Genomic DNA, 20,807 nt, shown 5'->3' on the forward strand with positions numbered 1-20,807 from the left:
TGCGCATACGGTGTCTTGCGTGAATCACCTGTCGGTGTGCCTGAATACGCCTGATTAGAGTATGTTCGCCATGGGGTTGGCTGTAACTGCTCCCTGTCCAATGTCCGCTGCTGGCCGAATGTGGCCTCTTACTTTTTAGGCTGGGAGAAATAAACTACAGGGAACGTCACAAGAAACGTCACAAGTGTCACTGTTACGACCCTAGACCAGTCTGCATGTGAAAAACCGTTCATTAGCAGTTGATGAACAACAGTTCCAACGCCAGCGCCGAAAGGAAGGGTTACAAGATATTTTTTGTTCATGGGTCAGGGTTCATAAAATTCGGAGAAGTCAGCTGTCCGGTTATGGCCGTTAGTGTCGGCTACCAAATTTCCACCATTTTTCTTGGCGCTGCGTCGCAACAGCTTCGATAGTTGGTAAATCCTTGCGGGTGCCCGGCCAAATGCTGACGATGGGGCCGGGCTCAATCCCCTCCGGCATAGCCTCTATATTGCACGCACCGTAGGTCACGTCTATCCAACTCAAGCAGCCCCGGTCATCAGTAAACAATAGCAGATCAATTTCTTCCGAAAAATTAGAACTTACTACCACTTCATAAAATACCCCAGCCCCCGCCTGGAGCGGCAAGACGTTGGCATCCTCAGGTACTTCAAATGCGAATCCTTGGCATCCACAAGCGCAAAGCTCCCCAATCATGCCAATGGCGACTTGGTTGCTCAAAGCATCAGAAAACGGCAAGTCTTGCGCAACCAAAAATCTCAACCAATCCGTTGCGTGCTGTTTAGAGTTCGCCATGACCTTTTCTTAAAACAGGGCTGGAATGCCGAAATGTGATCATCACTTATTACTTCCTGTCGCAAGCAGCTATGTCTGCTAGGCCGAACTCGGCCCCTGGCCATAGAGAATAACATCTTGCTCATCTGAAAAATACGCGAAATCTCACCCGCCTGCGCGACCTGCAAGCGGGTGCAATCGACACGTGGAGTATCTTCAACTGCCAGACATGCTATGTATGGTGCTGTACGTCTAGCGTGCCAGCTGAACGGAAGCGATCATCAGAAATTGACGATCCCGAGCTATGGCCTCGCCGCACTGTGCACCTCGGTATATAATAATGAGAATTATTCACATTCCAGAAGGTGCAGACGAATGACGGGCTTCGAGTCCATTGCGCAGCCGCAGTTGCATACGCTGTATGCCGACCATCACGGTTGGCTGCAAGCCTGGCTGCGCAGGAAGCTGGGGTGTTCCTTCACTGCCGAGGACCTGACCCAGGATACTTTCCTGCGCCTGATGGTCCGTCCGCGCGAGCTGGATGCGCGGCAAAATCCGCGCGCCTACCTGACCACGATCGCTAAAGGCTTAGTCGTCGATCATTGGCGACGCGAGGAAATTGAGCGCGCCTGGGCAGCAGCCTTGCTGGATCGCCCGGAAACCTTCCAGCCTTCGGCCGAACATCAGGCCATCATTATCGAAACCTTGATGGAAGTCGATCGCATCCTGGCCAGCCTGGCGGACAAGCCGCGCGCGGCTTTCCTGCTGGCGCACCTGCATGATCTGACCTACGCCGAAATAGCCGAGCGGCTTCAGGTATCCGAGCGCATGGTGAAGAAATACATGGCCCAGGCCATGCTGCATTGCCTGGCCGCCGGCGCCGCCTTCACTGCGGCGCTGTCCTGAGATGGCATCAATGGATCGCAGCCTGGACGCCATTCCCTTCACCACGCTGGAGCAAGCCGCCGAGTGGTTTGCCGTTTTCCGCTCCGGCAAGGTCGAGGATGACGAACGCCGGCGCTGGCAGGCCTGGCTGGCCAGCGACGCCAGCCATCGCAGCGCGTGGGCGCGGGTGGAGGCTATCAGCCAGGGCGTGTCCTTCGCCAAGGAGGCGCCAGAGGCCGCTGATTCCGCGCTGCACGCCGCCCATCAATTGCGCAAGCGGCGTAAGTTTATCAAGACACTGGTGTTGACGGCGGTGACAACCGGTCTCGGCTGGCAAGTCGCGCGTCAGGAGACATTCCAGGCGACGATTGCCGGGCTGGGGGCATCACACCGCACTGGCGTCGGCGAAAGCCGCAAGGTGGTGCTTGCCGACGGTACTCAGCTGTGGCTCAATACCGATACCGTGCTGGATCAGCGTTACGCTGACGGGCAACGCCTGCTGATACTGCACCAGGGCGAAATCCTGGTTGAGACGCATCCGGATACGCAACAACCGCCCCGCCCTTTCATCGTGCGCAGCCGCCATGGCTCCATGCGCGCGCTGGGCACGCGCTTTGAAGTCCGTCAATTTGATGGCCACACACAGTTGGGCGTAAGCCAGGGACGTGTGGAGATTACGCCCGCCGATGCCACGCTCGCGCCGCGCATCATCGATGCGGGACAGGAAACCCAGTTCTCGCGCAGCCACATTGCGAAGGCGAACGCGCTGCACACCACCCGCCACGCATGGACGCAAGGCATGTTGATCGCTCAGGATCAGCCACTGGACGAGTTCCTGGCCGAGCTATCCCGCTACCGTCACGGCTATCTGGCTTGCGATCCGGCGGTGGCCGGCCTGCGGGTCGTGGGCGGTTTCCCGCTGCGCGATACAGACCAGGCACTGGCCATGCTGGAGGCGGCGCTGCCGGTGCAGGTTCACACGGTCATGCCGTGGTGGGTCAGCGTCAAGGCAAGAAAATAATTTCGAAAAGTGGTTCCCTTTTTTGGATGTCGTTCGGAAAGCAGAGTGAAGACAGTCATTTTCCATTTCCGAAAGCTCGTATGACATCCCATTTTGCTCAACACGCTCTGGCCGGCATGCTGGCCCTTGCTGCCCCCGCCCTCACGTTTGCCGCTGACGTCGCGCCGCGATCCTACAATATTCCCGCTGGTCCGCTGAACGCGGTCATCGCCCGCTTTTCCGCCGAGTCTGGCGTGTATGTCGCGGCCGATGGTGCGCTCACGGCTGGTAAGAACAGCCCCGGCCTGCAAGGCCAGTTGGCACCGCAAGAGGCGCTAAGCCGCCTGCTGGCCGGCAGTGGCCTGGAAGCGGTCACGCAAGGAAATGGGCGTTATGTGTTGAAAGAAGGCGCGCCGATTCCGTCCACGCCACGCGGTAACGCGCCACTGGCGCTGCCGGAAGTCAAAGTACAGGGCGAGCGCGAGACCGCGCTGAATCACGTCGATGGTTATGTCGCCCGGCGCAGCGCCACCGCGACCAAGACCGATATCCGCCTGATCGAAAATCCGCAATCGGTATCGGTGGTGACGGCCGACGAACTGGCCGACCGCAAGGTCGAAACACTGGATGAAGCCTTGCGCTACACCGCCGGTGTCACGCCGAACATGAAGCCGTGGGCGGTGGATGAATTCTCGATGCTGCGCGGTTTCGAGCTGGGCACCGCTGGCATCTTTCGTGACGGCCTGCTGACGTCCGGCCGCGCCTACGCCGCCCCCATCGAGCCTTACGGCCTGGAACGGCTGGAAGTGCTGCGCGGCCCTGCTTCGGTGCTGTACGGCCAGTCGCCACCGGGCGGCATGATCAACGCCGTGTCCAAGCGTCCCTCGGCAAGCGCGGTACGCGAGATTGGCGTCGAATACGGCACTTATGACCGCAAGCAGATCAAGGCCGACATCGGCGGCGCGCTGGACGAGCGTGGCGAATGGACTTATCGCGTGACCATGCTGGGGCGTGATTCCGGCACGCGCCTGGACTTTGATCGCGACGACCGCATTTATGTGGCGCCGGCTCTGACCTGGCAGCCCGACGCCGCCACGCGCCTGACGCTGCTGGCACAGTATCAGAAAGACGACCAGTCCTACGCCTGGCCGAATCAGCTGTGGCGTCCCGGCCCGCAGGGCCAGCCTGCCGCCAGCGTCAACCTTGGCGGCAGGGACAACCGCTGGAAGCGCGAAAACCACATGTTCGGCTATGAGTTCGAACACCGTTTCAACGATACCTGGATGGTGCAGCAAAACCTGCGCTACACCGAGCTGGATCGCGATGAAACCAACGTCTTCCCGCGCGCATTGCTGGCCGATGGCCGTTCCGTCACACGCCTTTTCTATCCACGTGGTTCGGCCTGGCGCGGCCTGCAGGCGGACACCCGCGTACAGGCCAACTTCCGTACCGGCACACTGACCCACAGTGTACTGGCAGGCGTGGACTATGCAGACAACAAGACCACCGATCGCTACCCGTACAGCATCACGCCAATGCCGAATATGGACCTGTACAATCCGGTCTACGGTGACAAACAGCCAATCGTCGCATCGCCTTCGCCGCGCTACGAACTGTATCCGCTGAAGCAAACCGGACTGTATCTGCAAGACCAGGTGAAGCTGGATCAATGGGTCATGACCGCTGGCGTGCGTCACGACCGTGCTGAAAACTCCAACACCCGCGTACTGCCGGCAGCTGGCACTTCTGTCGAGTCTTATAACCAATCCGCCAGCAAGACCACCGGCAGGATTGGTGGCGTTTATCTGTTTGAATCCGGCTGGGCACCGTACGTCAGCTATTCGACCTCGTTTTCGCCGGAGATTGGCCGCGACATCAATAACGAGTTGCTGAAGCCCTCCACCGGCCGCCAGTTCGAGGCCGGCCTGCGTTACCAGCCGGATCACGCCAACGTCAGCTACACGGCGTCGGTGTTCAATCTCGTGCGTAAAAACGTCACCACCGCCGCCGCGCTGGACCCGGATTCGATTGTGCAAACCGGTGAAGTACGGTCGCAGGGCGTGGAACTGGAAGCGCGCGCTGATATCCTGCGCAATCTCAGCATCGTCGCCCAGTACACCTATCTGGATTCGGAAATCAGGCAAAGTAATAATGGCGATCGCGGCTTGTCGCAGCCAGGTGCAGTCAAGCATAGTGCATCGGTATGGGCCAAGTACAATTTCCGCCCGACCGATACAGCGCTGGCGCACGCCGCGCTGGGTGTGCGTTACTTCGGCAAAGCACGCTCGTATCAGGACTATTCGAACGAGAACATCACCAATCCTGACTTCGGCATGATCGATGGCGCCCTGGGCTGGGAACAAGGACCTTGGCGTTTCTCGCTCAACGTCAATAATCTGTTCAACAAACAGGTCCTGCTGGATTGCGACGGCACCTTCTGCTATCGCAATGCCGAGCGTACCGTCAACGTGAGCACCAGCTACCGCTTCTGATGGGGCTGAGGCAGTCGATGGCCGGCCTGCACACGTGGGCCGGCGTGCTGGCGGGATGGCTGCTGTACGCCATCTTCATCACTGGCGGCATCAGCTATTTTCGCGATGAACTGACGCAGTGGCTGCGCCCGGAAATCCCCGCGCGGCCAGCCATGCTCGATCAAACCGAAACGGCGCAGCGCGCGTTGGCCACGCTGGCACAACAGGCTGGCGGCGCCGAACAATGGCAAATCAATCTGCCGGGCGCGCGCAGCAACGTGATCGACGCCGCCTGGGAAAGCGGCGACGACTATCAACGCGCGCTACTGGCCCCGGCCAGCGGCGCCCTGCTCCATCCGCGCGATACCGAAGGCGGTGAGTTCTTCTACTACCTGCATTTTTCCTTGCACTACCTGCCCGGCACGCTGGGCCGCTGGATCGTCGGTTTATGCGCGATGATGGCCTTGGTGGTCATGGTCAGCGGCATCATCGTGCACCGGCGGATCTTCAGTGACTTCTTCACCTTCCGGCCTGGCAAAGGGCAACGTTCCTGGCTGGATGCACACAACGTGGGCTCGGTGCTGGGCCTGCCGTTTCATTTAATGATCGTCTATACCGGCCTGGTGACGCTGATGTTCACCTACATGCCATGGGGCGCGACGGCGGTGTTCGGCCAACAGGCGCGTTCCGAACTGGCGAAAGTCATGCAGGTTCGCTTCGATACGCCGGCGCGCAGCGGCCAAGCAGCGCCGTTGACCGACGTGTCGCCGCTGATGGCGCAGGCCACGGCACAATGGGGAAAGGACAGCATCGGCCGCATCATCGTTACGCATCCGGGCGATGCGTCGGCACGGATCGCGATTGCGCGCAGCGACACCGGCCGCTTGTCGGTCAGTCCGTCCTATCTGCTGTTTGATGGCGTCAGTGGCACGCAGCTGGCCAGGCACGAGAGCGCCAGTCCCGCGCTGACGACGTGGGGTGCGGCATATGCGCTGCATCTGGGGCGTTATGCCGATCCCGTATTGCGCTGCCTGTATTTCCTGAGCAGCATGCTGGGCGCGGCAATGGTCGCCACCGGCATGCTCCTATGGACAGCCAAGCGGCAAGGCGCTGGCCGGCGCATCGTTGAACGCGGCAATGTGGCGTGCATCGCGGGCCTGGCCAGTGCGGTTGCGGCATTCATGCTGGCGAATCGCCTGCTGCCATTAGCGATGCCAGATCGCGCGCAATGGGAAATTCACTGCTTCTTTCTCTGTTGGGGTGCGAGCGTGGTGCATGCGGCTTGGCGGCCGGCCTCGCGCTCCTGGCAAGAGCAGTGGCTGACAGCCGCCCTCTTATGGACATCGCTGGCAGTGGTCGATGCGCTGGCGGCTCCGCGCGCGTTCCCCATCTTCGACATGGCCTTCCTGTGCCTGGCCTGGGCATTTATTAAGTGTCGCGATGTGTGCAAGCGCACGCACTTAAGCATAGGCTAACCTTCACTTCCTTGAAAATAGCCTAAACTACCATCATCTTATGCGTGTCTTCACTAGGAGGTATGACATGACGGCTAAATCCATTGCACGTATTACTTTGCTGGCAAGCGCCCTGGCGCTGTCGGCGCCTATTTTTGCCGCCGAGCCCACTGTCCAGGAGGTCTATACGGCCGCCAGCGCCGGCAAATATGCCGAGGCGCAGGGCATGCTCGACCAGGTCATCGCCGCGCACCCGAAAAGCGGCACCGCCTATTTCGTCCAGGCGGAGTTGCAAGCCAAGCAAGGCCAGTTTGAATCCGCCCGCGCCTCGCTGGCCAAGGCCGAGCAACTGGCGCCCGGCCTGCCGAAAGTGAAGCCGGAAGCCGTGTCCAAGCTGCGCGGCATGCTCGACCAGGGCAGCAAGACCTACGCCCAGCAGCCGGTGCGCAGCAGCGGCTATGAAAGCGGCGGTTACGCCAGGGAGCCTGAAAGCAAAGGCTTCTCCTTCGGCGGCATCCTGATCATCGGCCTGGGCCTGGCAGGCTTCATCTGGCTGGCGACGCGCTTCATGCAGCGCCGCCAACAGCAGCAGTCCATGAATGACCCGTACAACCCGGCCGGCTACAATCCAGGCACGCAGCCTGGCTATGCGCCGGGCGGCAACCCGCAACAGGGTGTCAACCAGGCTGGCTGGGGCCAGCAGGGTTATCCGCAGCAGCAAGGCTACGGCCAGCCGGGCTATCCTCAACAGCAGCAGCCGGGCATGGGCTCGCGCATCATGGGCGGCCTGGCGACCGGCGCTGCGGTGGGCGCGGGCTTTGTGGCGGCGGAGGCAATTGCACGCCAGTTCACCGGCAACCATAACGAAGCCAACGCGGCCTCGCACGACCAGCCGCGCAATGACATCGTCTACGATGATCCCGCTTCGCGCGATGAACTGCTGCGCCGCGACGATATGGGCGGCAATGACTTCGGCGTCAGCGGCGGCTGGGATGACGGTGGCAGCGGAGGCGGCGGCGATAGTGGCGGCGGCGACTGGGATTAACTATTACGGGGCGCGGCGCTCGCCCGCCCCGGCAGCTTCCATCGCCAGGTCCCAGTAAGCGGGACTGCCAAAATACTCCTTCAAATGCCGTATCAACAGCTGTGCCTTGCCCTGGTTTGAACGCCCGGGCATGTGCACCGCATGGATCGCCGGTTCGTTCGGATCGCGGCGCGGCGTCACCTCTCTTTCAATCGGCAGCATCGGAAATACCGGCACCAGCTGGCCGGAGACGATCGCTTCGCTGGCCAGCCAGTTCGCCAGGTGGACAATGCCAGCGCCACCGATGGCGGCGTGCAGCAGCGAATCGGTATCGTCACAGCGCAAATTCCCCTTCACCGGCAAGGGCTGATAATCATTGACGCCTTTGAAGCGCCACCAGCCGCGCGGCGGCACGCGTCCGTTCACTGTCAGGCACTGGTGCTGCAGCAGGTCTTCCGGCGTCTGCGGCCAGCCGTGCCGTGCCAGATAAGCCGGGCTGGCGCTGACCACGCGGTTCATGCCGGCCAGATGCGTCGCCACCAGGTCGCTGGCCGGCAGTACGCCGGCGCGCACCGCTACGTCCACGCGGCGCGCCGACAGGTCCACTACATCGTCACTGACGTGCAGGTCGATTTCGATCAGCGGATGGCGCTGCAGGAACGAGGCGATGGCTGGCGCCACATGCAGGCGGCCGAACGCGGCCGGCGCTGTCACCGTCAGCAGGCCACGCGGCTCGGTGTCCAGTTCCTGCACCGCGCTCCGGCCCTCCGCCAGTTCGGCCAGGATATTGCGGGCGCGTGGCAGAAAGCGTTCTCCGGCATCCGTCACGACCACCTGGCGCGAGCTGCGCAGCAGCAGGCGTGCGCCCAGTTCGGTTTCCAGCGCATCCAACTTGCGCGAGACCGAGGACACGGCCATTTCCAGCTGTATCGCTGCTTTGGACAAGCTGCTCAGTTCCACAACGGTAACAAAACACCTCAACGAATCAATCATCTCTCATCCCATCTTTGCATAATCAGCAAATCGCATTTGCCTTTTTCCATATTGTGCCATTTTTTGCAAAGATGCATACTTCGTTCATCAATGAATTGTTAAGGACAACAACATGAAACTTACCGCTCTCCTCGCCGCCCTGGTCATGGCCGGCTCTGCTTCCGCCGCCGCCCCACTGGCCGGCACCAACGCACCGGGTTTCCACCGTGTGATGCTGGGTGACTTTGAAGTCACCGCCATCAGCGACGGCACCGTCGACCTGCCCTTCGACAAGCTGCTGCACCAATCAGCCGATGTCACCAAAAAAGCGCTGGCGCGCAACTATCAGTCGGTGCCGACCGAAGCCTCGGTCAACGCCTTCCTGGTCAACACCGGCGGCAAGCTGATCCTGGTGGACACCGGCGCTGGCGGCCTGTTCGGTCCGACGCTGGGCAAGCTGCTGGCCAACATCAAGGCTTCCGGCTACCAGCCGGAGCAGATCGATGAAATCTACCTGACCCACCTGCACCCGGACCACGTCGGCGGCCTTGCTACCAACAGCCAACTGGTGTTCCCTAACGCCATCGTCCGCGCCGACCAGCGCGATACCGATTTCTGGCTGAGCCAGGCCAACCTGGACAAGGCACCGGCCGACAGCAAGGGCTTCTTCCAGGGCGCCATCGCCTCGCTGTCGCCATATGCCGCCGCCCAGCACCTCAAGCCGTTCAAAGGCGACACCGAGCTGGCCCCCGGCGTGCATTCCACCTCCAGCTACGGCCACACGCCGGGCCACACCATCTACACCTTCGAGAGCAAGGGCAAGAAACTGGTGCTGGTGGGTGACCTGATCCACGTGGCGGCGGTGCAGTTGGAACATCCGGAAGTCACCATCGGCTTCGACAGCGATGCCAAGTCCGCTGCCGGCGCGCGCGCCAAGGTGTTCCAGGCGGTCGCCAGGGAAGGCGCGCTGGTTGGCGCTGCCCACTTGTCCTTCCCCGGCCTGGGCCATCTGCGCGTCGACGGCAAGGGTTACGACTGGCTGCCTGTCACCTACTCGCAACTGCGCTAAGTCAGCAGCACGTCAGCAAATTCTGTAAAATTAGTCGTATGGATATGAGTACTTCCCCCCGCCCTATTTCCGTGCTCGTCGTTGACGATCACCCCTTGCTGCGAGCCGGCCTGAGTGAGGCTATCTCCAGCCAGACCGATATGTGCGTGGTGGGCGAAGCATGTAATGGCCGCGAGGCCGTGGCCGCCTACGGGCAGCTGCGGCCCGATGTCACCATCATGGATATCGCCATGCCGGAACTGGATGGCGTCGGCGCGCTGCATGAGATCCGCCGCGAGCATCACAATGCGCGCGTGGTCATGCTCACCACCTACAAGGGCGATGCGCAGATCCTGCGCGCCGTGCAAGGCGGCGCCGCCGGTTTCCTGTTGAAGAGCACCTTGCGCAAGGATTTGCTGGACACGGTGCGCGGCGTGCACATGGGGCAGCGCCGCATCCCGGCGGAGATTGCGATGGAACTGGCCCAGCACATGGGCCAGGGTCCGTTGAGCACGCGCGAAATGGAAGTGTTGAATCATGCGGCGAGTGGACACTCCAATCGCCGCATCGCCGAGCGCCTGTCGATTTCCGAGGAAACCGTCAAGGCTCACATGAAGAACGTGCTGGCCAAACTGGCCGCGAACGACCGTACACACGCGGTGACGATCGCCCTCAAACGCGGGATTATTTCGATTTAATCCTTGGCCGACGCGGCCAGCCACACCAGCAACACGCATGGCAGCAGCAAGCCATGGAAGCCGGTGTAGATAAACGCCACGCCACCCAGCATGCAGCCGGCGGCAAACGCCAGCACCGGCCAGGTCAGCTTGCGGCAACGGGCGATTGCGTCCGGATCGCCACGCATCGAATCCACTGCCTCGATCACCAGCGTGGTGACGTTGCCCGTCATGACGGTGGTGGCGGCGGTTTTACCCAGCAACAGCTTGCCGTAGCAGTTTTGCACCGCCATCGCGCCGGCGCACAGCATGCCGGTCAACAGCGTCAGTGGCGCGGAGGCTTCCACCACCGGCGCCGCATGCCATGCGCACAGCACCGTCACCAGCATCATGAACAATTGGAACAGGAAGCTGTTGCGCAGCACCTTGCTGCCGCTGCGCTCCCAGTGCACAATCGCCAGCCGCGCCAGTGCGACAAACAATATGAACACCGGGAACACCATCAGCTTGATGGCGATCGATTGCGATGGCTCGATCAGCGCACGGCCGATCAAGACGAAGTTGCCTGTTACGTGGGCCGTGAACAGGCCGAATAGCCCGACAAAGCCCAGCGTGTCGACGTAGCCGGCCAAAAAGCCCAGCGCTACGCCTTGTTTGATATCACCGCGTTCCATTACTACCTTTCTGCAAATCGAGCCAGGCCACCAGCAGGAAGGCGCCGGTCAGGCCCAGGTGCTCAAAAAAACTGTTTGCCGCCATGAAGCGCTCCTGGCCGCCCATCTCCCAGAACCGGTTGGCGACGAAGGTGGCCATCAGCGTGAACACACCGAGGAAACCCGCGCCCAGCCAGCGGTAATAGCCGGTGAGAATGGCGGCCGAGGCGCCCAGCTCCAACACGATTACCAGCGCCGCCAACGGCGCCGCCGGCGCCAGGCCGAAGTGCTGCATCTCGGCGATGGCCGAACTGAAGTCGGTCAGCTTGTTGATGCCGCCCTGAAGATAGGCGGCGCACAGCAGCAACAGGCATACCCGGCCTATCCACGGCGAGCGCAGCGCCGTGGACGACGTCGCAACATAGGCGGCGCGCATCACACTGCCCAGCAGGCGCAACCCAGCGCGCCCCAGAAGCTCTTCAGGTCCGATACCGGCGCCTTGCTGCCCCACGAGTTGGCGTGCTGGTGGCCGTGCACATTGCAGTTGTTGGCGCAGCCGCAGGCGGCAGCCTGCTGTTCGCGTTCGCGTTTCTGCTTCAACTGGCGCTGTTCCAGTTCCTTCAGCGCGGCGCGGCTGGTGCCCTGCTTCTCACCCCAGCCAGCGTAGCCGCCGAAACGGCGCACCGGCGACCAGTCCGGCATGGCCGGCGGTGGTGGCAGGTCGTGGCTGGCGAAGGGGCCGGCCGCGTAGACGATCTTGCCGCCCACCAGCGTCAGCTCGGATGTCAGGTCCCAAATTTCGCTTTCGGCGCAGGCGTAGAAGTCCTTGTCCGGCACGATCATGTCGGCCAACTGGCCCACTTCGATGCGGCCTTTCTTGCCTTCCTCGTTGGAGAACCAGGTGGTGTTTTCGGTCCACATGCGCAGTGCCTGTTCGCGGTCCAGGCAATTCGCGCGCGGGTACAGCTGCGCGCCGCTGACGGTTTTACCGGTAATCATCCAGGCCAGCGATACCCACGGGTTGTACGAAGCGACGCGGGTGGCGTCGGTGCCGGCCGAGGTTTTCACGCCCGCCTCCAGGATCTTCTTGATCGGCGGCGTGGCTTCGGCAGCGCCGTGGCCGTAACGCTCGATGAAGTATTCACCCTGGTAGGCCATGCGGTGCTGCACGGCGATACCGCCGCCCAGCGCGGCGATGCGGTCGATCGACTGGTCGGAAATGGTTTCGGCATGGTCGAAGAACCAGTTCAAGCCTTGCAGCGGGATATCCTGGTTGACGCGCTCGAACACATCCAGCGCGCGGCTGATGGTTTCGTCGTAGGTGGCATGCATGCGCCATGGCCAGCGGTTCTGCGCCAGCACGCGCACCACGCCTTCCAGGTCGTCTTCCATATTTGGCGGCATGTCTGGACGCGGCTCACGGAAGTCTTCGAAGTCGGCCGCCGAGAAGGTCAACATTTCGCCGGCGCCGTTGTGGCGGAAGTAGTCGTCGCCCTGCTGGTACTTGACGCTTTGCGTCCAGTTCAGGAAGTCTTCTTTTTCCTGCTTCGGTTTTTGCGTGAACAGGTTGTAGGCCAGGCGCACAGTCAGCTGTTTTTCGTCCGACAGCTGCTGGATCACCTGGTAGTCTTCCGGATAATTCTGGAAGCCGCCACCGGCGTCGATCACGCCGGTGATACCCAGGCGATTGAGTTCCCGCATGAAGTGGCGGGTCGAGTTGACCTGGTATTCCAGCGGCAGTTTCGGGCCTTTCGCCAGCGTCGAGTACAAGATGGCCGCATTCGGCTTGGCCAGCAGCAGGCCGGTCGGGTTGCCCGAACCATCGCGCAGGATCTGGCCGCCCGGCGGCTCCGGCGTGTCCTTGGTGTAGCCGACGGCGCGCAGCGCGGCGCCGTTCAGCAGCGCGCGGTCGTACAGGTGCAAGATGAACACCGGCGTATCAGGCGCCACCGCGTTCAGTTCCTCGATGGTCGGCAGGCGCTTCTCGGCAAACTGGTGTTCGGTGAAGCCGCCCACCACGCGCACCCATTGCGGCGCCGGCGTGATGGCGACTTGCGCCTTCAGCATGGCCATGGCGTCGGCCAGCGAGCGCACGCCGTCCCAGCGCAGCTCCAGGTTGAAATTCAGGCCGCCACGGATGATGTGGCAGTGGTTGTCGATCAGGCCTGGCAGCACGCGCTTGCCGTGCAGGTCGACGATTTTGGTATTCGGGCCAGCCAGCGCCATCACCTCGTTGGCGCGGCCAACGGCGATGAACTTGCCGTCCTTGATGGCCACCGCTTCGGCGGTCGGGTTGCTGCGGTCCAGCGTGGTGAACAGGCCGCGGTGCAGGATCAGGTCTGGCGTTTGGGTTGCTTGCGTCATTTAGGTGCTCCGTGTGTCATCGGTTTTTTGTGCGCCTGGCAGTTGGCCAAAGCAATGCGGCTTGACGTGGTCTTCGATCCACGAGACTTTCGGCGCGTCTGGCTGCCACAGTTGGCGCAACAGCGGCGGCAGCTGTTCGCCGACCAGCATGCCAAGCAGGCCAACCAGTGCAATCACCGGTGGTGCTGGCGAACGGACGTTGAGGAAACCGTAGATCAAGCCTACAAGCAGGCCGACGGCAATCGATACGATATACATTTTCATGATTTAGCGTGACTCCAGTAAGTAGTTAAATCGTGCGCATAGTGTAGTGATAGCTACCATTTCCCACATCCCCGGTATTGATCGATACTTGCCCCCTCTTTTGGGGGGGATCAACTTGCGCATCAATAGGTGCTAAAATGACCACGTTCCCTCTACAGCCCGGATTATGACGACAGCACGCGCATTCCTGCTCCTGCATGCCGCCGCCGCTGCATTGTGCGGCGTGCTGTGTCTCGCCCCTGCGCAGGCGCAGCAACCCGCCGCGCGGCTGCTTGACCAGTTCACCCACACCGCCTGGGGCGCGCTGGATAGCGCACCGGTCGATATCCTCAGCATCACGCAGACCAGCGATGGCTGGCTGTGGATGGCGGCCGGCACCGGCTTGTACCGCTTCGACGGCATGCGCTATGAGCGCATGGACAGCGTCCAAGGCCACGCCCTGCTGTCCTCCAATGTCCGCACGCTATATGCGCCACCGGAAGGCGGCTTGTGGGTCGGCTACCGCATGGGCGGCGGTATCAGCCACTTCCACCGTGGCCAGGTACGCCACTACGCCGCCGGTCAGGGCCTGCCGGCGGGCGCCATCACCAGCATTACCCGCGCGCCGGACGGCGTGTTATGGATTGCCGCACGCGACGGCCTGGCAAGGCTGGAAGGCCAGCGCTTTGTGACAGTCGGCGCCGACGAAGGGCTGCCCCCACGGCGCGCGCGCCAGGTGCTGTTCGATAAAAGCGGCCGCCAGTGGGCGGCCATGCAGGGCGGTATCTATAGCCGGGCCGACACCCGCTCGCCGTTCCGCCCCGCCTGGCCGCGCGGGGACCTGAGCGGTATCGCGCTGGCGCCGGACGGCACGCTGTGGGCGTCGGACGTCGACAGCTATTACCGGGTGCAAGCCGAAGCCCCGTCCGGTGAAGCCGCCGCCAGGCCGGCGCTGCTCGGCACCAATATGTATTTCGACCGCGACGGCAATCAGTGGCTGTTCCGCGCTGGCGGCCTGGAACGACGCGCAGCCGGCAGCAAGGGCCCGTTGCTGCCGCAGGACCTGAACGGCGGCCTGCCGCAAAGCTTTTTCCAGGACCGCGAGGGCAATGTGTGGATCGGCACCTCGGCGGGCCTGAACCGCTTCCGCCGCAACCGTCTGCTGACGCTGCCGCTGAACACCACCTTCAACCACCCAGCCATCGCCGCCGCCAACGGCGACGGCGTCTGGGCCGGCGACCGCCTGGGCGCGTTGCACGTGCTGGGCCCTGAGGGCGAGCGGCGCAACGTGCTGTCCGGCCGCATCTCGGCGCTGTACCGCGATCCGGCCGGCGTGCTGTGGGCCGGCAATGGCGAGGAAGTCTGGAGTGTGGATGGCGACCGCGTGGAACGCCATCCGCTGCCGCCTGAAGCGCAAAGCTATGAGGTGCAGGCGATGAGCCGCGCGGCCGGCGGCGGCCTGTGGGTCTCCATCGTCAAGGAAGGCTTGTATTTGTTGAAGGACGGCGCCTGGCAGCGCCAGCCGGCGTTGCAACTGGCGGCGCCAGAAAGCGCCGACCAGTTCCCCACCAGCCTGGCCGAAGGCGCGGACGGTGCGCTGTGGGCAGCTTACATCCGCAACCACATCGCCCGCATGGATCACGGCCAGGTCACCATCTACGGCACTGATCAGGGACTGGAGCTGGGCAATGTGTTGACCTTGTACCGCAGCGGCACACAGCTGTGGGCTGGCGGTGAGCGCGGCGTGGCGTGGTTTGACGGCCGTCGTTTCCTGCCGCTGCATGGACGCAAGGGCGAAATCTTCCGCGGCGTATCCGGCATCGCCCGCACAGCGGCAGGCGATCTGTGGCTGTTCGGCACCGAGGGACTGACGCGCATCAGCGTGGAGCAGCTGCGGCTCGCCATGGCCACGCCAGGCTACGAAGTCGATTACGAACGATTCGACGCCCACGACGGCTTACTGGGCGCGGCCTCGCAGCTGCGGCCCATGCCTTCGCTGGTGCTGGCCGACGACGGCCTGCTGTGGATGGCGACCGCCAACCGCATCAACTGGATCAATCCCACGCAGATTACCCGCAATGCGGTGCCGCCGGCGGTGCTGGTGCAGGATCTGGTGGTGGGCGAGCAGCACTACAGTCCCCTGGCTGGCCTGAGGCTGCCGAAGTCCACCAACAACCTGCGCATCGACTACACCGCGTTGAGCCTGAGCGTGCCGGAGCGCGTGCGCTTCCGCTACCGGCTCGATGGCGTCGACCGCGACTGGCAAGACCCCGGCGCGCGCCGCCAGGCCTTCTACACCAATCTGGAACCGGGCGAATACCGCTTCCGCGTACTGGCAGCCAACGAGGATGGTGTCTGGACGCCGCAGGAAACCACGCTGACCTTCCACATCCCGCCGACCTTCATCGAAACCATCTGGTTCAAGTTGCTGTGCGCGCTGGCGACCGGATTGCTGCTGTGGTGTGCCTACCGCCTGCGGCTGCGCCACGTCACCCGTCAACTGCGCAGGCGCCTGGAAGACCGCGCCGATGAACGCGAGCGCATCGCCCGAACGCTGCACGACACCTTCCTGCAAAGCGTGCAAGGCCTGATGCTGCGCGTGCAGACGCTGTTGCGGCGCTTGCCGCCGGATGGCGACGCCTACCAGCTGGTGGAAAAGATCCTCAACCAGGCCGACCTGGTGATCGCCGAGGGCCGCAATCAGGTGCGCGGCCTGCGCAGCGTGCAGACGCATCACAACGACCTGCCGCATATGTTCGGCGAGCTGGGACAGGAGCTGCGCGAGGATCACGCGGCCGACTTCGCGCTGATCGTCACCGGCCAGCAAACCGCCCTGACCGACGAGGGACGCGAGCACTTGTATCACATCGGCCGCGAAGCGCTGTTGAACGCCTTCCGCCACGCCGGCGCCAAGCGCATCGAACTGGAACTGGGCTATGCGGTCAGCAGCTTCACGCTGCGCGTGCGCGACGATGGACGCGGCATCGGCGAACAGGTGCTGGCGACCGGCGAACGTCCGGGCCATTGGGGCTTGCTGGGGATGCGTGAACGCGCGCTGAAGATCAGCGCCGCGCTGGATTTGTGGTGCCGGCCCGGCATGGGCACGGTGGTGCAGGTATGCGCGCCGGGTGCGGCAGTCTACCAGCGCAAGCCAGGCACGCTGCGGCGCTGGCTGCTGCGCGAGGCGGCGTAGTTACTGCATCAAGCCGCACGAATGCAGGTCGAGGATGCCGCGTTCAATCGCCAGTGTGACCGCGTGCGTGCGGTCGCTGGCATTCAGCTTGGCCAGGATGCTCTTCATGTGCACCTTGACCGTTTCTTCGGAAATCACCAGGTGCATGCCGATGCGCTTGTTGCTCTGGCCACCGGCCACCAGCTGCAGCACCTCCACTTCGCGCTTGCTCAACGCACCTTCATGCCAATGTTCGGCGATACCACTGGCCACCGCTGGCGGGATGCTGCGCCGTCCCTCATGCACGCAGCGGATGGTCGCCAGCAGCTCCTTGCGCAGCATGCTCTTTAACAGGTAGCCGGACGCGCCGGCGGCGATCGCGCGCTGCGCCAGCACGTCGCCCTCGTAGGTGGTCAGCACCACGATGCGGGCGTTGGGGAACTCCTTGCGGATGGCGAGCGTGGCGTCGATGCCGTTCATGTCGGGCATCTGGATATCCATCAGCGTGACATCGGGCTTCAGCCGGCGGTAAGCGTCCACCGCCTGCACGCCGTTGGTGGCTTCCTCCACCAGCAGCATGTCTTCTTCGTCAGCGATGACGCTGGCGATCCCCTCGCGGAACATTGGATGGTCATCCACGCTCAGGATGGTGATAGGCGGGGGATTCATGGGCATCTCGTGATTAAAATTCGGGCATCTAGCGCCAGCATGACACATGTGCAAGCTTTTGCCTATACCTCCATCTGGGTAGGAAGCCCCTCCCGGATCGGGGCGTGGCAAAAACGACAGGAGGGCTTAATCTTCAACACATTCATACAAGGGAGAGTGACATGCTAGTGAACACCGGCAGCACCAACAGCATCGCCCAGCAAGGCGACCAGGTTAAAGTGCTGATTGCGCACGGCGACGCGATCGTCAACGCCGGCCTGGCCGCGCTGCTCGGCGCGCACAGCGACATGCACATCGCGTTCGGCGGCGATCAACTGGCCGCGCACCGCACCGCCGACGTCATCATCCTCGATCATCGCAGCGGCCTGGAACACATGCGCCGCAGCGCCGCCGCACACCATGGCGAGCATCAGCCGCGCGTGCTGATCGTGACGCAGCTGGAACGCGAATGGGAAGTGCGCACCGCCATGATGGCCGGCGTGCACGGTTACCTGCTGCAAAACTCGGACACCGAACAGTTGCTGACCGCCGTGCGCACGCTGAGCCGCGGCATGCGCTACCTGAGCGCGGAACTAAGCCGCTGCGTGGCCGACAGCTTCACCCGCATCGGCCTGACCAGCCGCGAGACGGACGTGCTGCAACTGCTGGCACAAGGCCAGTGCAACAAGTCGATCGCGCGCGAGCTGGGCATCGGCGTGGGCACGGTGAAAACCCATGTCAAAGGCCTTTTTGACAAGCTTGGCGCAACAGCACGCACGCACGCGGTAGTGCTGGCCACACGGCGCGGCCTGGTCGGCGAGCCATATGCGCATCAACCACACTGAACGCATCGATTCCGTTGTAAAATCACCGGATGCACGGCCCGAAACTCACCACCAGCGCAGCACATCGCCAGACGCGTTGTCAACGCGTCATGATGCTGTTCGTCCTGCTGTTCCTGGCGTTGCAGCTGATTGGTGTCGCTTCCCACAACCACGACTACGCGCAGCACGAACCTGATTGTGCCGCTTGCGTCATCGCCGACCTGCCGGTTGGCGGCGTACCGCCGATGTCCGTATCGCTTGCGCCGCTGCCTCCGCAAGCCGCCCTGCCGGTGCTGGCGCCAATCACGGTGGTGCATGTCGCGCAAACCAGCTATCTCACTCCGCCTTCCCACGCGCCGCCCGGCGTTGCTGTTTTCTCCTGACCGATTCTGATTACTGATCGTTGCGCAGCCCTGCAAGGCTGCCGCATCGCCACGCCTGAACATTCCAAGGATTTAATATGCAACTCCGTACCCTGCCGCTGCTGCTGGCCACCATTTTCTCCACCCACCAGGCGTTCGCCGACGACGATGGCGTCCTGCCGCAGGTGGAAGTCACCGCCGCGCACCTGAAAAGCGCGCGTATCGATTTGTCGCCGAATGTCGGCACCACCATCTACAGCATCGACAAGCACATGGTCGACCAACTGGGCCAGGGCGATAACACGCCGTTCAACGAAGTGCTGCTGCGGCTTCCCGGCGTCAGCCAGGATTCGAAGGGCTCCGGCTCGATCCACGTGCGCGACGATCACGCCAATGTGCAGTACCGCGTCAACGGCGTGCAGCTGCCGGAGTCGATCAGCGGCTTCGGCCAGTCGATCGACACGCGCTTTGTGGCATCGACCGATTTCATTACCGGCGCGCTGCCGGCGCAATTCGGCCTGCGTACGTCGGGCATCGTCGATATCCAGACCAAGGAAGGACAGCCGCAGTCCGGCGGGCGGATCGGCGTATTGGTCGGCAGTCACGATTATGTGCAACCGAGCGCGGAGTTCTTCGGCACGCAGGGAGCGTTCAATTACTACCTGTCCGGCAGCTACCTGTCGAATAATCTCGGCATCGAGAATCCGCTGCCGACGCGCAGCGCGGTGCACGACGAAACGCGCCAGGCCAAATCCTTCGGCACCCTGTCCTACTTCGTGGACGATAACACCCGCCTGGGCCTGATGTTTGGCACCTACAACGGCCGCTTCCAGATTCCCAACAATCCCGACCAGCAGCCATCGTTTGCCGTTGGCGGCGCCAGCGTGCCCGACTCCTCGCAACTGGATGAGCGCCAGCGCGAGCTGAATCGCTTCCTGGTGCTATCGCTGCAAAAAAGTGTCGGCGATCTGAATTATCAGCTGTCTGGCTTCCATCAGTATTCGGAGCTGCATTACACGCCGGACCCGATCGGTGATCTGGCCTACAATGGCGTCGCCTCCAACACGCTGCGCTCGAATACCGCAAACGGCCTGCAATTCGACGCCAGCTACAAGCTGAATGCTACGCATACGCTGCGCACCGGCCTGGCCTACACGCGCCAGACCACGCACAGCGACAACACGGTTGGCGTGTTCGACCTGAACGACGATGGCACGCAAGCCAGCACCGACCCGCGCACCATCATCGACAACAGCAGCAAGACAGGCAAGCTGTCCAGCGTCTACCTGCAGGATGAATGGCATATCGGCGCGCCGCTGACGATCAACTACGGTGTGCGCTTCGACATGGTGGACGCCTACGTCAACGAGCAGCAGTGGAGCCCGCGCATCAACCTCGCCTACCAGCTGGCCAAGGGCACGGCGCTGCATGCCGGATACTCGCGCTATTTCACGCCGCCGCCGCAGGAGTTGGCGGCGCAGTCCAGCATCGACAAATACGCGGGCACGTCGAACGCGCCTGAAGTGGCGGTATCAGACAACGTCAAGTCCGAGCGCACCAACTACTATGACGTCGGCATCAGCCACCAGGTGACCAGCGCCTTGACGATGACGGCAGACGCCTACTACAAGAAGATCCGCAACATGCTGGACGAAGGCCAGTTCGGCCAGGCGCTGATCCTGTCGCCGTTCAACTACGACCGTGGCTACGCCAAGGGTCTGGAACTGTCGGCGGTGTACAGCCAGAAGGACTGGGGCGGCTTCCTCAACTTCACCACGCAGAAGGCGGAAGGCAGCAACATCACCTCCGGCCAATCGCTGTTCGGGCCGGACGAACTGGCGTATATCGCCAACCACTACATCCACGTTGACCACGACCAGACTGTCACGGTATCCGGCGGCGCCCATTACCACTGGGGTGACTCGCAGATCAGCGGCGACGTCCTGTACGGCAGCGGCCTGCGCATGACACCGGACGACGGCGCGCCCAACTCCGGCCACCTGCCGCACTACACCACCGTCAACCTGGCACTGACGCACACCTGGAAAGCCACGCCGGTCGGCACGGTCGAAGGCCGCCTGGCGCTGGTCAACGCTTTCGACAAGGTCTACCTGCTGCGCGACGGCTCAGGTGTCGGTGTCGGCGCCCCGCAATACGGCGAACGCCGCTCGCTCTACGCCGGCATCTCAACCAGCTTCTAATTCAAATGCCGGCAATTGATTAGGAGTCCTTGACA

General features: G+C 62.7%; 18 protein-coding genes. 11 read left to right on the forward strand and 7 right to left on the reverse strand.

Translation table 11 applies throughout. From position 1 onward, the window contains the following. Window positions 1–351: 351 nt before the first annotated feature. Window positions 352–795: a hypothetical protein gene (locus BLS51_RS14515; RefSeq protein ID WP_090184622.1), complete on the reverse strand. Its 444-nt coding sequence runs from the start codon at window positions 793–795 to the stop codon at window positions 352–354. A gap of 354 nt (window positions 796–1,149) precedes the next feature. On the opposite strand from BLS51_RS14515, the gene BLS51_RS14520 reads away from it, so the two are divergent. From BLS51_RS14520 to BLS51_RS14540, 5 genes are all read left to right on the forward strand, one after another. Next, window positions 1,150–1,680 carry a sigma-70 family RNA polymerase sigma factor gene (locus BLS51_RS14520; protein WP_090184619.1) on the forward strand — a complete coding sequence of 177 codons (531 nt, stop codon included), beginning with the start codon at window positions 1,150–1,152 and terminating at the stop codon, window positions 1,678–1,680. A 10-nt stretch (window positions 1,681–1,690) separates the two neighbouring features. After that, the gene (locus BLS51_RS14525; protein ID WP_090184616.1) at window positions 1,691–2,680 is read left to right on the forward strand and encodes a FecR domain-containing protein; all 990 of its coding nucleotides are present in this window, start codon (window positions 1,691–1,693) and stop codon (window positions 2,678–2,680) included. Window positions 2,681–2,760: 80 nt separating this feature from the next. Then, window positions 2,761–5,151 (forward strand): TonB-dependent siderophore receptor, encoded by a 2,391-nt coding sequence (locus BLS51_RS14530; RefSeq protein ID WP_229207603.1) that lies wholly within the window; start codon window positions 2,761–2,763, stop codon window positions 5,149–5,151. After that, complete coding sequence (locus BLS51_RS14535) at window positions 5,151–6,605, forward strand: PepSY-associated TM helix domain-containing protein (protein ID WP_090184610.1); 1,455 nt, start codon at window positions 5,151–5,153, stop codon at window positions 6,603–6,605. Before BLS51_RS14530 ends, BLS51_RS14535 begins: the two co-directional genes overlap by 1 nt. Window positions 6,606–6,672: 67 nt before the next feature. Continuing rightward, window positions 6,673–7,629: a tetratricopeptide repeat protein gene (locus BLS51_RS14540; protein WP_090184607.1), complete on the forward strand. Its 957-nt coding sequence runs from the start codon at window positions 6,673–6,675 to the stop codon at window positions 7,627–7,629. Window positions 7,630–7,632: 3 nt separating this feature from the next. Here BLS51_RS14540 and BLS51_RS14545 read toward each other — a convergent pair whose 3' ends face one another. Further along, window positions 7,633–8,601: a LysR family transcriptional regulator gene (locus tag BLS51_RS14545; protein WP_090184603.1), complete on the reverse strand. Its 969-nt coding sequence runs from the start codon at window positions 8,599–8,601 to the stop codon at window positions 7,633–7,635. 112 nt (window positions 8,602–8,713) lie between these two features. On the opposite strand from BLS51_RS14545, the gene BLS51_RS14550 reads away from it, so the two are divergent. Together BLS51_RS14550 and BLS51_RS14555 are read left to right on the forward strand one after the other, a co-directional pair. Further along, the gene (locus BLS51_RS14550; RefSeq protein ID WP_090184600.1) at window positions 8,714–9,649 is read left to right on the forward strand and encodes an MBL fold metallo-hydrolase; all 936 of its coding nucleotides are present in this window, start codon (window positions 8,714–8,716) and stop codon (window positions 9,647–9,649) included. 44 nt (window positions 9,650–9,693) lie between these two features. Continuing rightward, window positions 9,694–10,326 carry a response regulator gene (locus BLS51_RS14555; protein ID WP_175472585.1) on the forward strand — a complete coding sequence of 211 codons (633 nt, stop codon included), beginning with the start codon at window positions 9,694–9,696 and terminating at the stop codon, window positions 10,324–10,326. Here the strand turns inward: BLS51_RS14555 and BLS51_RS14560 are convergent. The 4 genes from BLS51_RS14560 to BLS51_RS14575 are packed head-to-tail and all read right to left on the reverse strand — an operon-like array spanning window position 10,323 to window position 13,586. Next, complete coding sequence (locus BLS51_RS14560) at window positions 10,323–10,979, reverse strand: YoaK family protein (RefSeq protein WP_090184595.1); 657 nt, start codon at window positions 10,977–10,979, stop codon at window positions 10,323–10,325. The two genes, BLS51_RS14555 and BLS51_RS14560, sit on opposite strands and share 4 nt — an antisense overlap. Further along, window positions 10,966–11,394 (reverse strand): DoxX family protein, encoded by a 429-nt coding sequence (locus tag BLS51_RS14565; protein ID WP_090184726.1) that lies wholly within the window; start codon window positions 11,392–11,394, stop codon window positions 10,966–10,968. The genes BLS51_RS14560 and BLS51_RS14565 overlap by 14 nt, the downstream gene beginning before the upstream one ends. Continuing rightward, the gene (locus BLS51_RS14570; protein WP_090184592.1) at window positions 11,394–13,322 is read right to left on the reverse strand and encodes an amidohydrolase; all 1,929 of its coding nucleotides are present in this window, start codon (window positions 13,320–13,322) and stop codon (window positions 11,394–11,396) included. The genes BLS51_RS14565 and BLS51_RS14570 overlap by 1 nt, the downstream gene beginning before the upstream one ends. Beyond that, the gene (locus BLS51_RS14575) at window positions 13,323–13,586 is read right to left on the reverse strand and encodes a XapX domain-containing protein (RefSeq protein ID WP_090184589.1); all 264 of its coding nucleotides are present in this window, start codon (window positions 13,584–13,586) and stop codon (window positions 13,323–13,325) included. A 166-nt stretch (window positions 13,587–13,752) separates the two neighbouring features. On the opposite strand from BLS51_RS14575, the gene BLS51_RS14580 reads away from it, so the two are divergent. Next, window positions 13,753–16,758, forward strand: coding sequence for a ligand-binding sensor domain-containing protein (locus BLS51_RS14580; RefSeq protein WP_090184586.1), 3,006 nt, complete (start codon window positions 13,753–13,755; stop codon window positions 16,756–16,758). On the opposite strand, the gene BLS51_RS14585 is transcribed toward BLS51_RS14580, so the two are convergent. Next, window positions 16,759–17,412 carry a response regulator gene (locus BLS51_RS14585; RefSeq protein ID WP_373994331.1) on the reverse strand — a complete coding sequence of 218 codons (654 nt, stop codon included), beginning with the start codon at window positions 17,410–17,412 and terminating at the stop codon, window positions 16,759–16,761. Window positions 17,413–17,567: 155 nt separating this feature from the next. Between BLS51_RS14585 and BLS51_RS14590 the strand changes: the two genes are divergently transcribed. The 3 genes from BLS51_RS14590 (at window position 17,568) to BLS51_RS14600 (ending at window position 20,772) form a co-directional block, all read left to right on the forward strand. Continuing rightward, window positions 17,568–18,230, forward strand: a complete 663-nt coding sequence (locus tag BLS51_RS14590) for a LuxR C-terminal-related transcriptional regulator (RefSeq protein ID WP_090184580.1) — start codon at window positions 17,568–17,570, stop codon at window positions 18,228–18,230. 89 nt (window positions 18,231–18,319) lie between these two features. Then, on the forward strand, window positions 18,320–18,592 hold the full coding sequence (locus BLS51_RS14595; protein ID WP_090184577.1) for a hypothetical protein: 273 nt from the start codon (window positions 18,320–18,322) through the stop codon (window positions 18,590–18,592). A 77-nt stretch (window positions 18,593–18,669) separates the two neighbouring features. Then, window positions 18,670–20,772: a TonB-dependent receptor gene (locus BLS51_RS14600; RefSeq protein ID WP_090184574.1), complete on the forward strand. Its 2,103-nt coding sequence runs from the start codon at window positions 18,670–18,672 to the stop codon at window positions 20,770–20,772. The last annotated feature ends 35 nt before the right edge of the window (window positions 20,773–20,807 follow it).

The sequence above is a fragment of the Duganella sp. OV510 genome, assembly GCF_900100205.1.
In the GTDB taxonomy this organism is placed as follows: Bacteria; Pseudomonadota; Gammaproteobacteria; order Burkholderiales; family Burkholderiaceae_D; genus Rugamonas.

What these genes read in the sequence shown, in the direction of transcription:
- BLS51_RS14520 (WP_090184619.1), top strand. Translation starts at nt 1,150, where the DNA reads ATGACGGGCTTCGAGTCCATTGCGCAGCCGCAGTTGCATACGCTGTAT.
- BLS51_RS14515 (WP_090184622.1), bottom strand. Translation starts at nt 795, where the DNA reads ATGGCGAACTCTAAACAGCACGCAACGGATTGGTTGAGATTTTTGGTT.
- BLS51_RS14545 (WP_090184603.1), bottom strand. Translation starts at nt 8,601, where the DNA reads ATGATTGATTCGTTGAGGTGTTTTGTTACCGTTGTGGAACTGAGCAGC.
- BLS51_RS14585 (WP_373994331.1), bottom strand. Translation starts at nt 17,412, where the DNA reads ATGCCCATGAATCCCCCGCCTATCACCATCCTGAGCGTGGATGACCAT.
- BLS51_RS14550 (WP_090184600.1), top strand. Translation starts at nt 8,714, where the DNA reads ATGAAACTTACCGCTCTCCTCGCCGCCCTGGTCATGGCCGGCTCTGCT.
- BLS51_RS14535 (WP_090184610.1), top strand. Translation starts at nt 5,151, where the DNA reads ATGGGGCTGAGGCAGTCGATGGCCGGCCTGCACACGTGGGCCGGCGTG.
- BLS51_RS14600 (WP_090184574.1), top strand. Translation starts at nt 18,670, where the DNA reads ATGCAACTCCGTACCCTGCCGCTGCTGCTGGCCACCATTTTCTCCACC.
- BLS51_RS14530 (WP_229207603.1), top strand. Translation starts at nt 2,761, where the DNA reads ATGACATCCCATTTTGCTCAACACGCTCTGGCCGGCATGCTGGCCCTT.
- BLS51_RS14565 (WP_090184726.1), bottom strand. Translation starts at nt 11,394, where the DNA reads ATGCGCGCCGCCTATGTTGCGACGTCGTCCACGGCGCTGCGCTCGCCG.
- BLS51_RS14560 (WP_090184595.1), bottom strand. Translation starts at nt 10,979, where the DNA reads ATGGAACGCGGTGATATCAAACAAGGCGTAGCGCTGGGCTTTTTGGCC.
- BLS51_RS14555 (WP_175472585.1), top strand. Translation starts at nt 9,694, where the DNA reads ATGAGTACTTCCCCCCGCCCTATTTCCGTGCTCGTCGTTGACGATCAC.
- BLS51_RS14540 (WP_090184607.1), top strand. Translation starts at nt 6,673, where the DNA reads ATGACGGCTAAATCCATTGCACGTATTACTTTGCTGGCAAGCGCCCTG.
- BLS51_RS14595 (WP_090184577.1), top strand. Translation starts at nt 18,320, where the DNA reads ATGATGCTGTTCGTCCTGCTGTTCCTGGCGTTGCAGCTGATTGGTGTC.
- BLS51_RS14570 (WP_090184592.1), bottom strand. Translation starts at nt 13,322, where the DNA reads ATGACGCAAGCAACCCAAACGCCAGACCTGATCCTGCACCGCGGCCTG.
- BLS51_RS14525 (WP_090184616.1), top strand. Translation starts at nt 1,691, where the DNA reads ATGGATCGCAGCCTGGACGCCATTCCCTTCACCACGCTGGAGCAAGCC.
- BLS51_RS14590 (WP_090184580.1), top strand. Translation starts at nt 17,568, where the DNA reads ATGCTAGTGAACACCGGCAGCACCAACAGCATCGCCCAGCAAGGCGAC.
- BLS51_RS14580 (WP_090184586.1), top strand. Translation starts at nt 13,753, where the DNA reads ATGACGACAGCACGCGCATTCCTGCTCCTGCATGCCGCCGCCGCTGCA.
- BLS51_RS14575 (WP_090184589.1), bottom strand. Translation starts at nt 13,586, where the DNA reads ATGAAAATGTATATCGTATCGATTGCCGTCGGCCTGCTTGTAGGCTTG.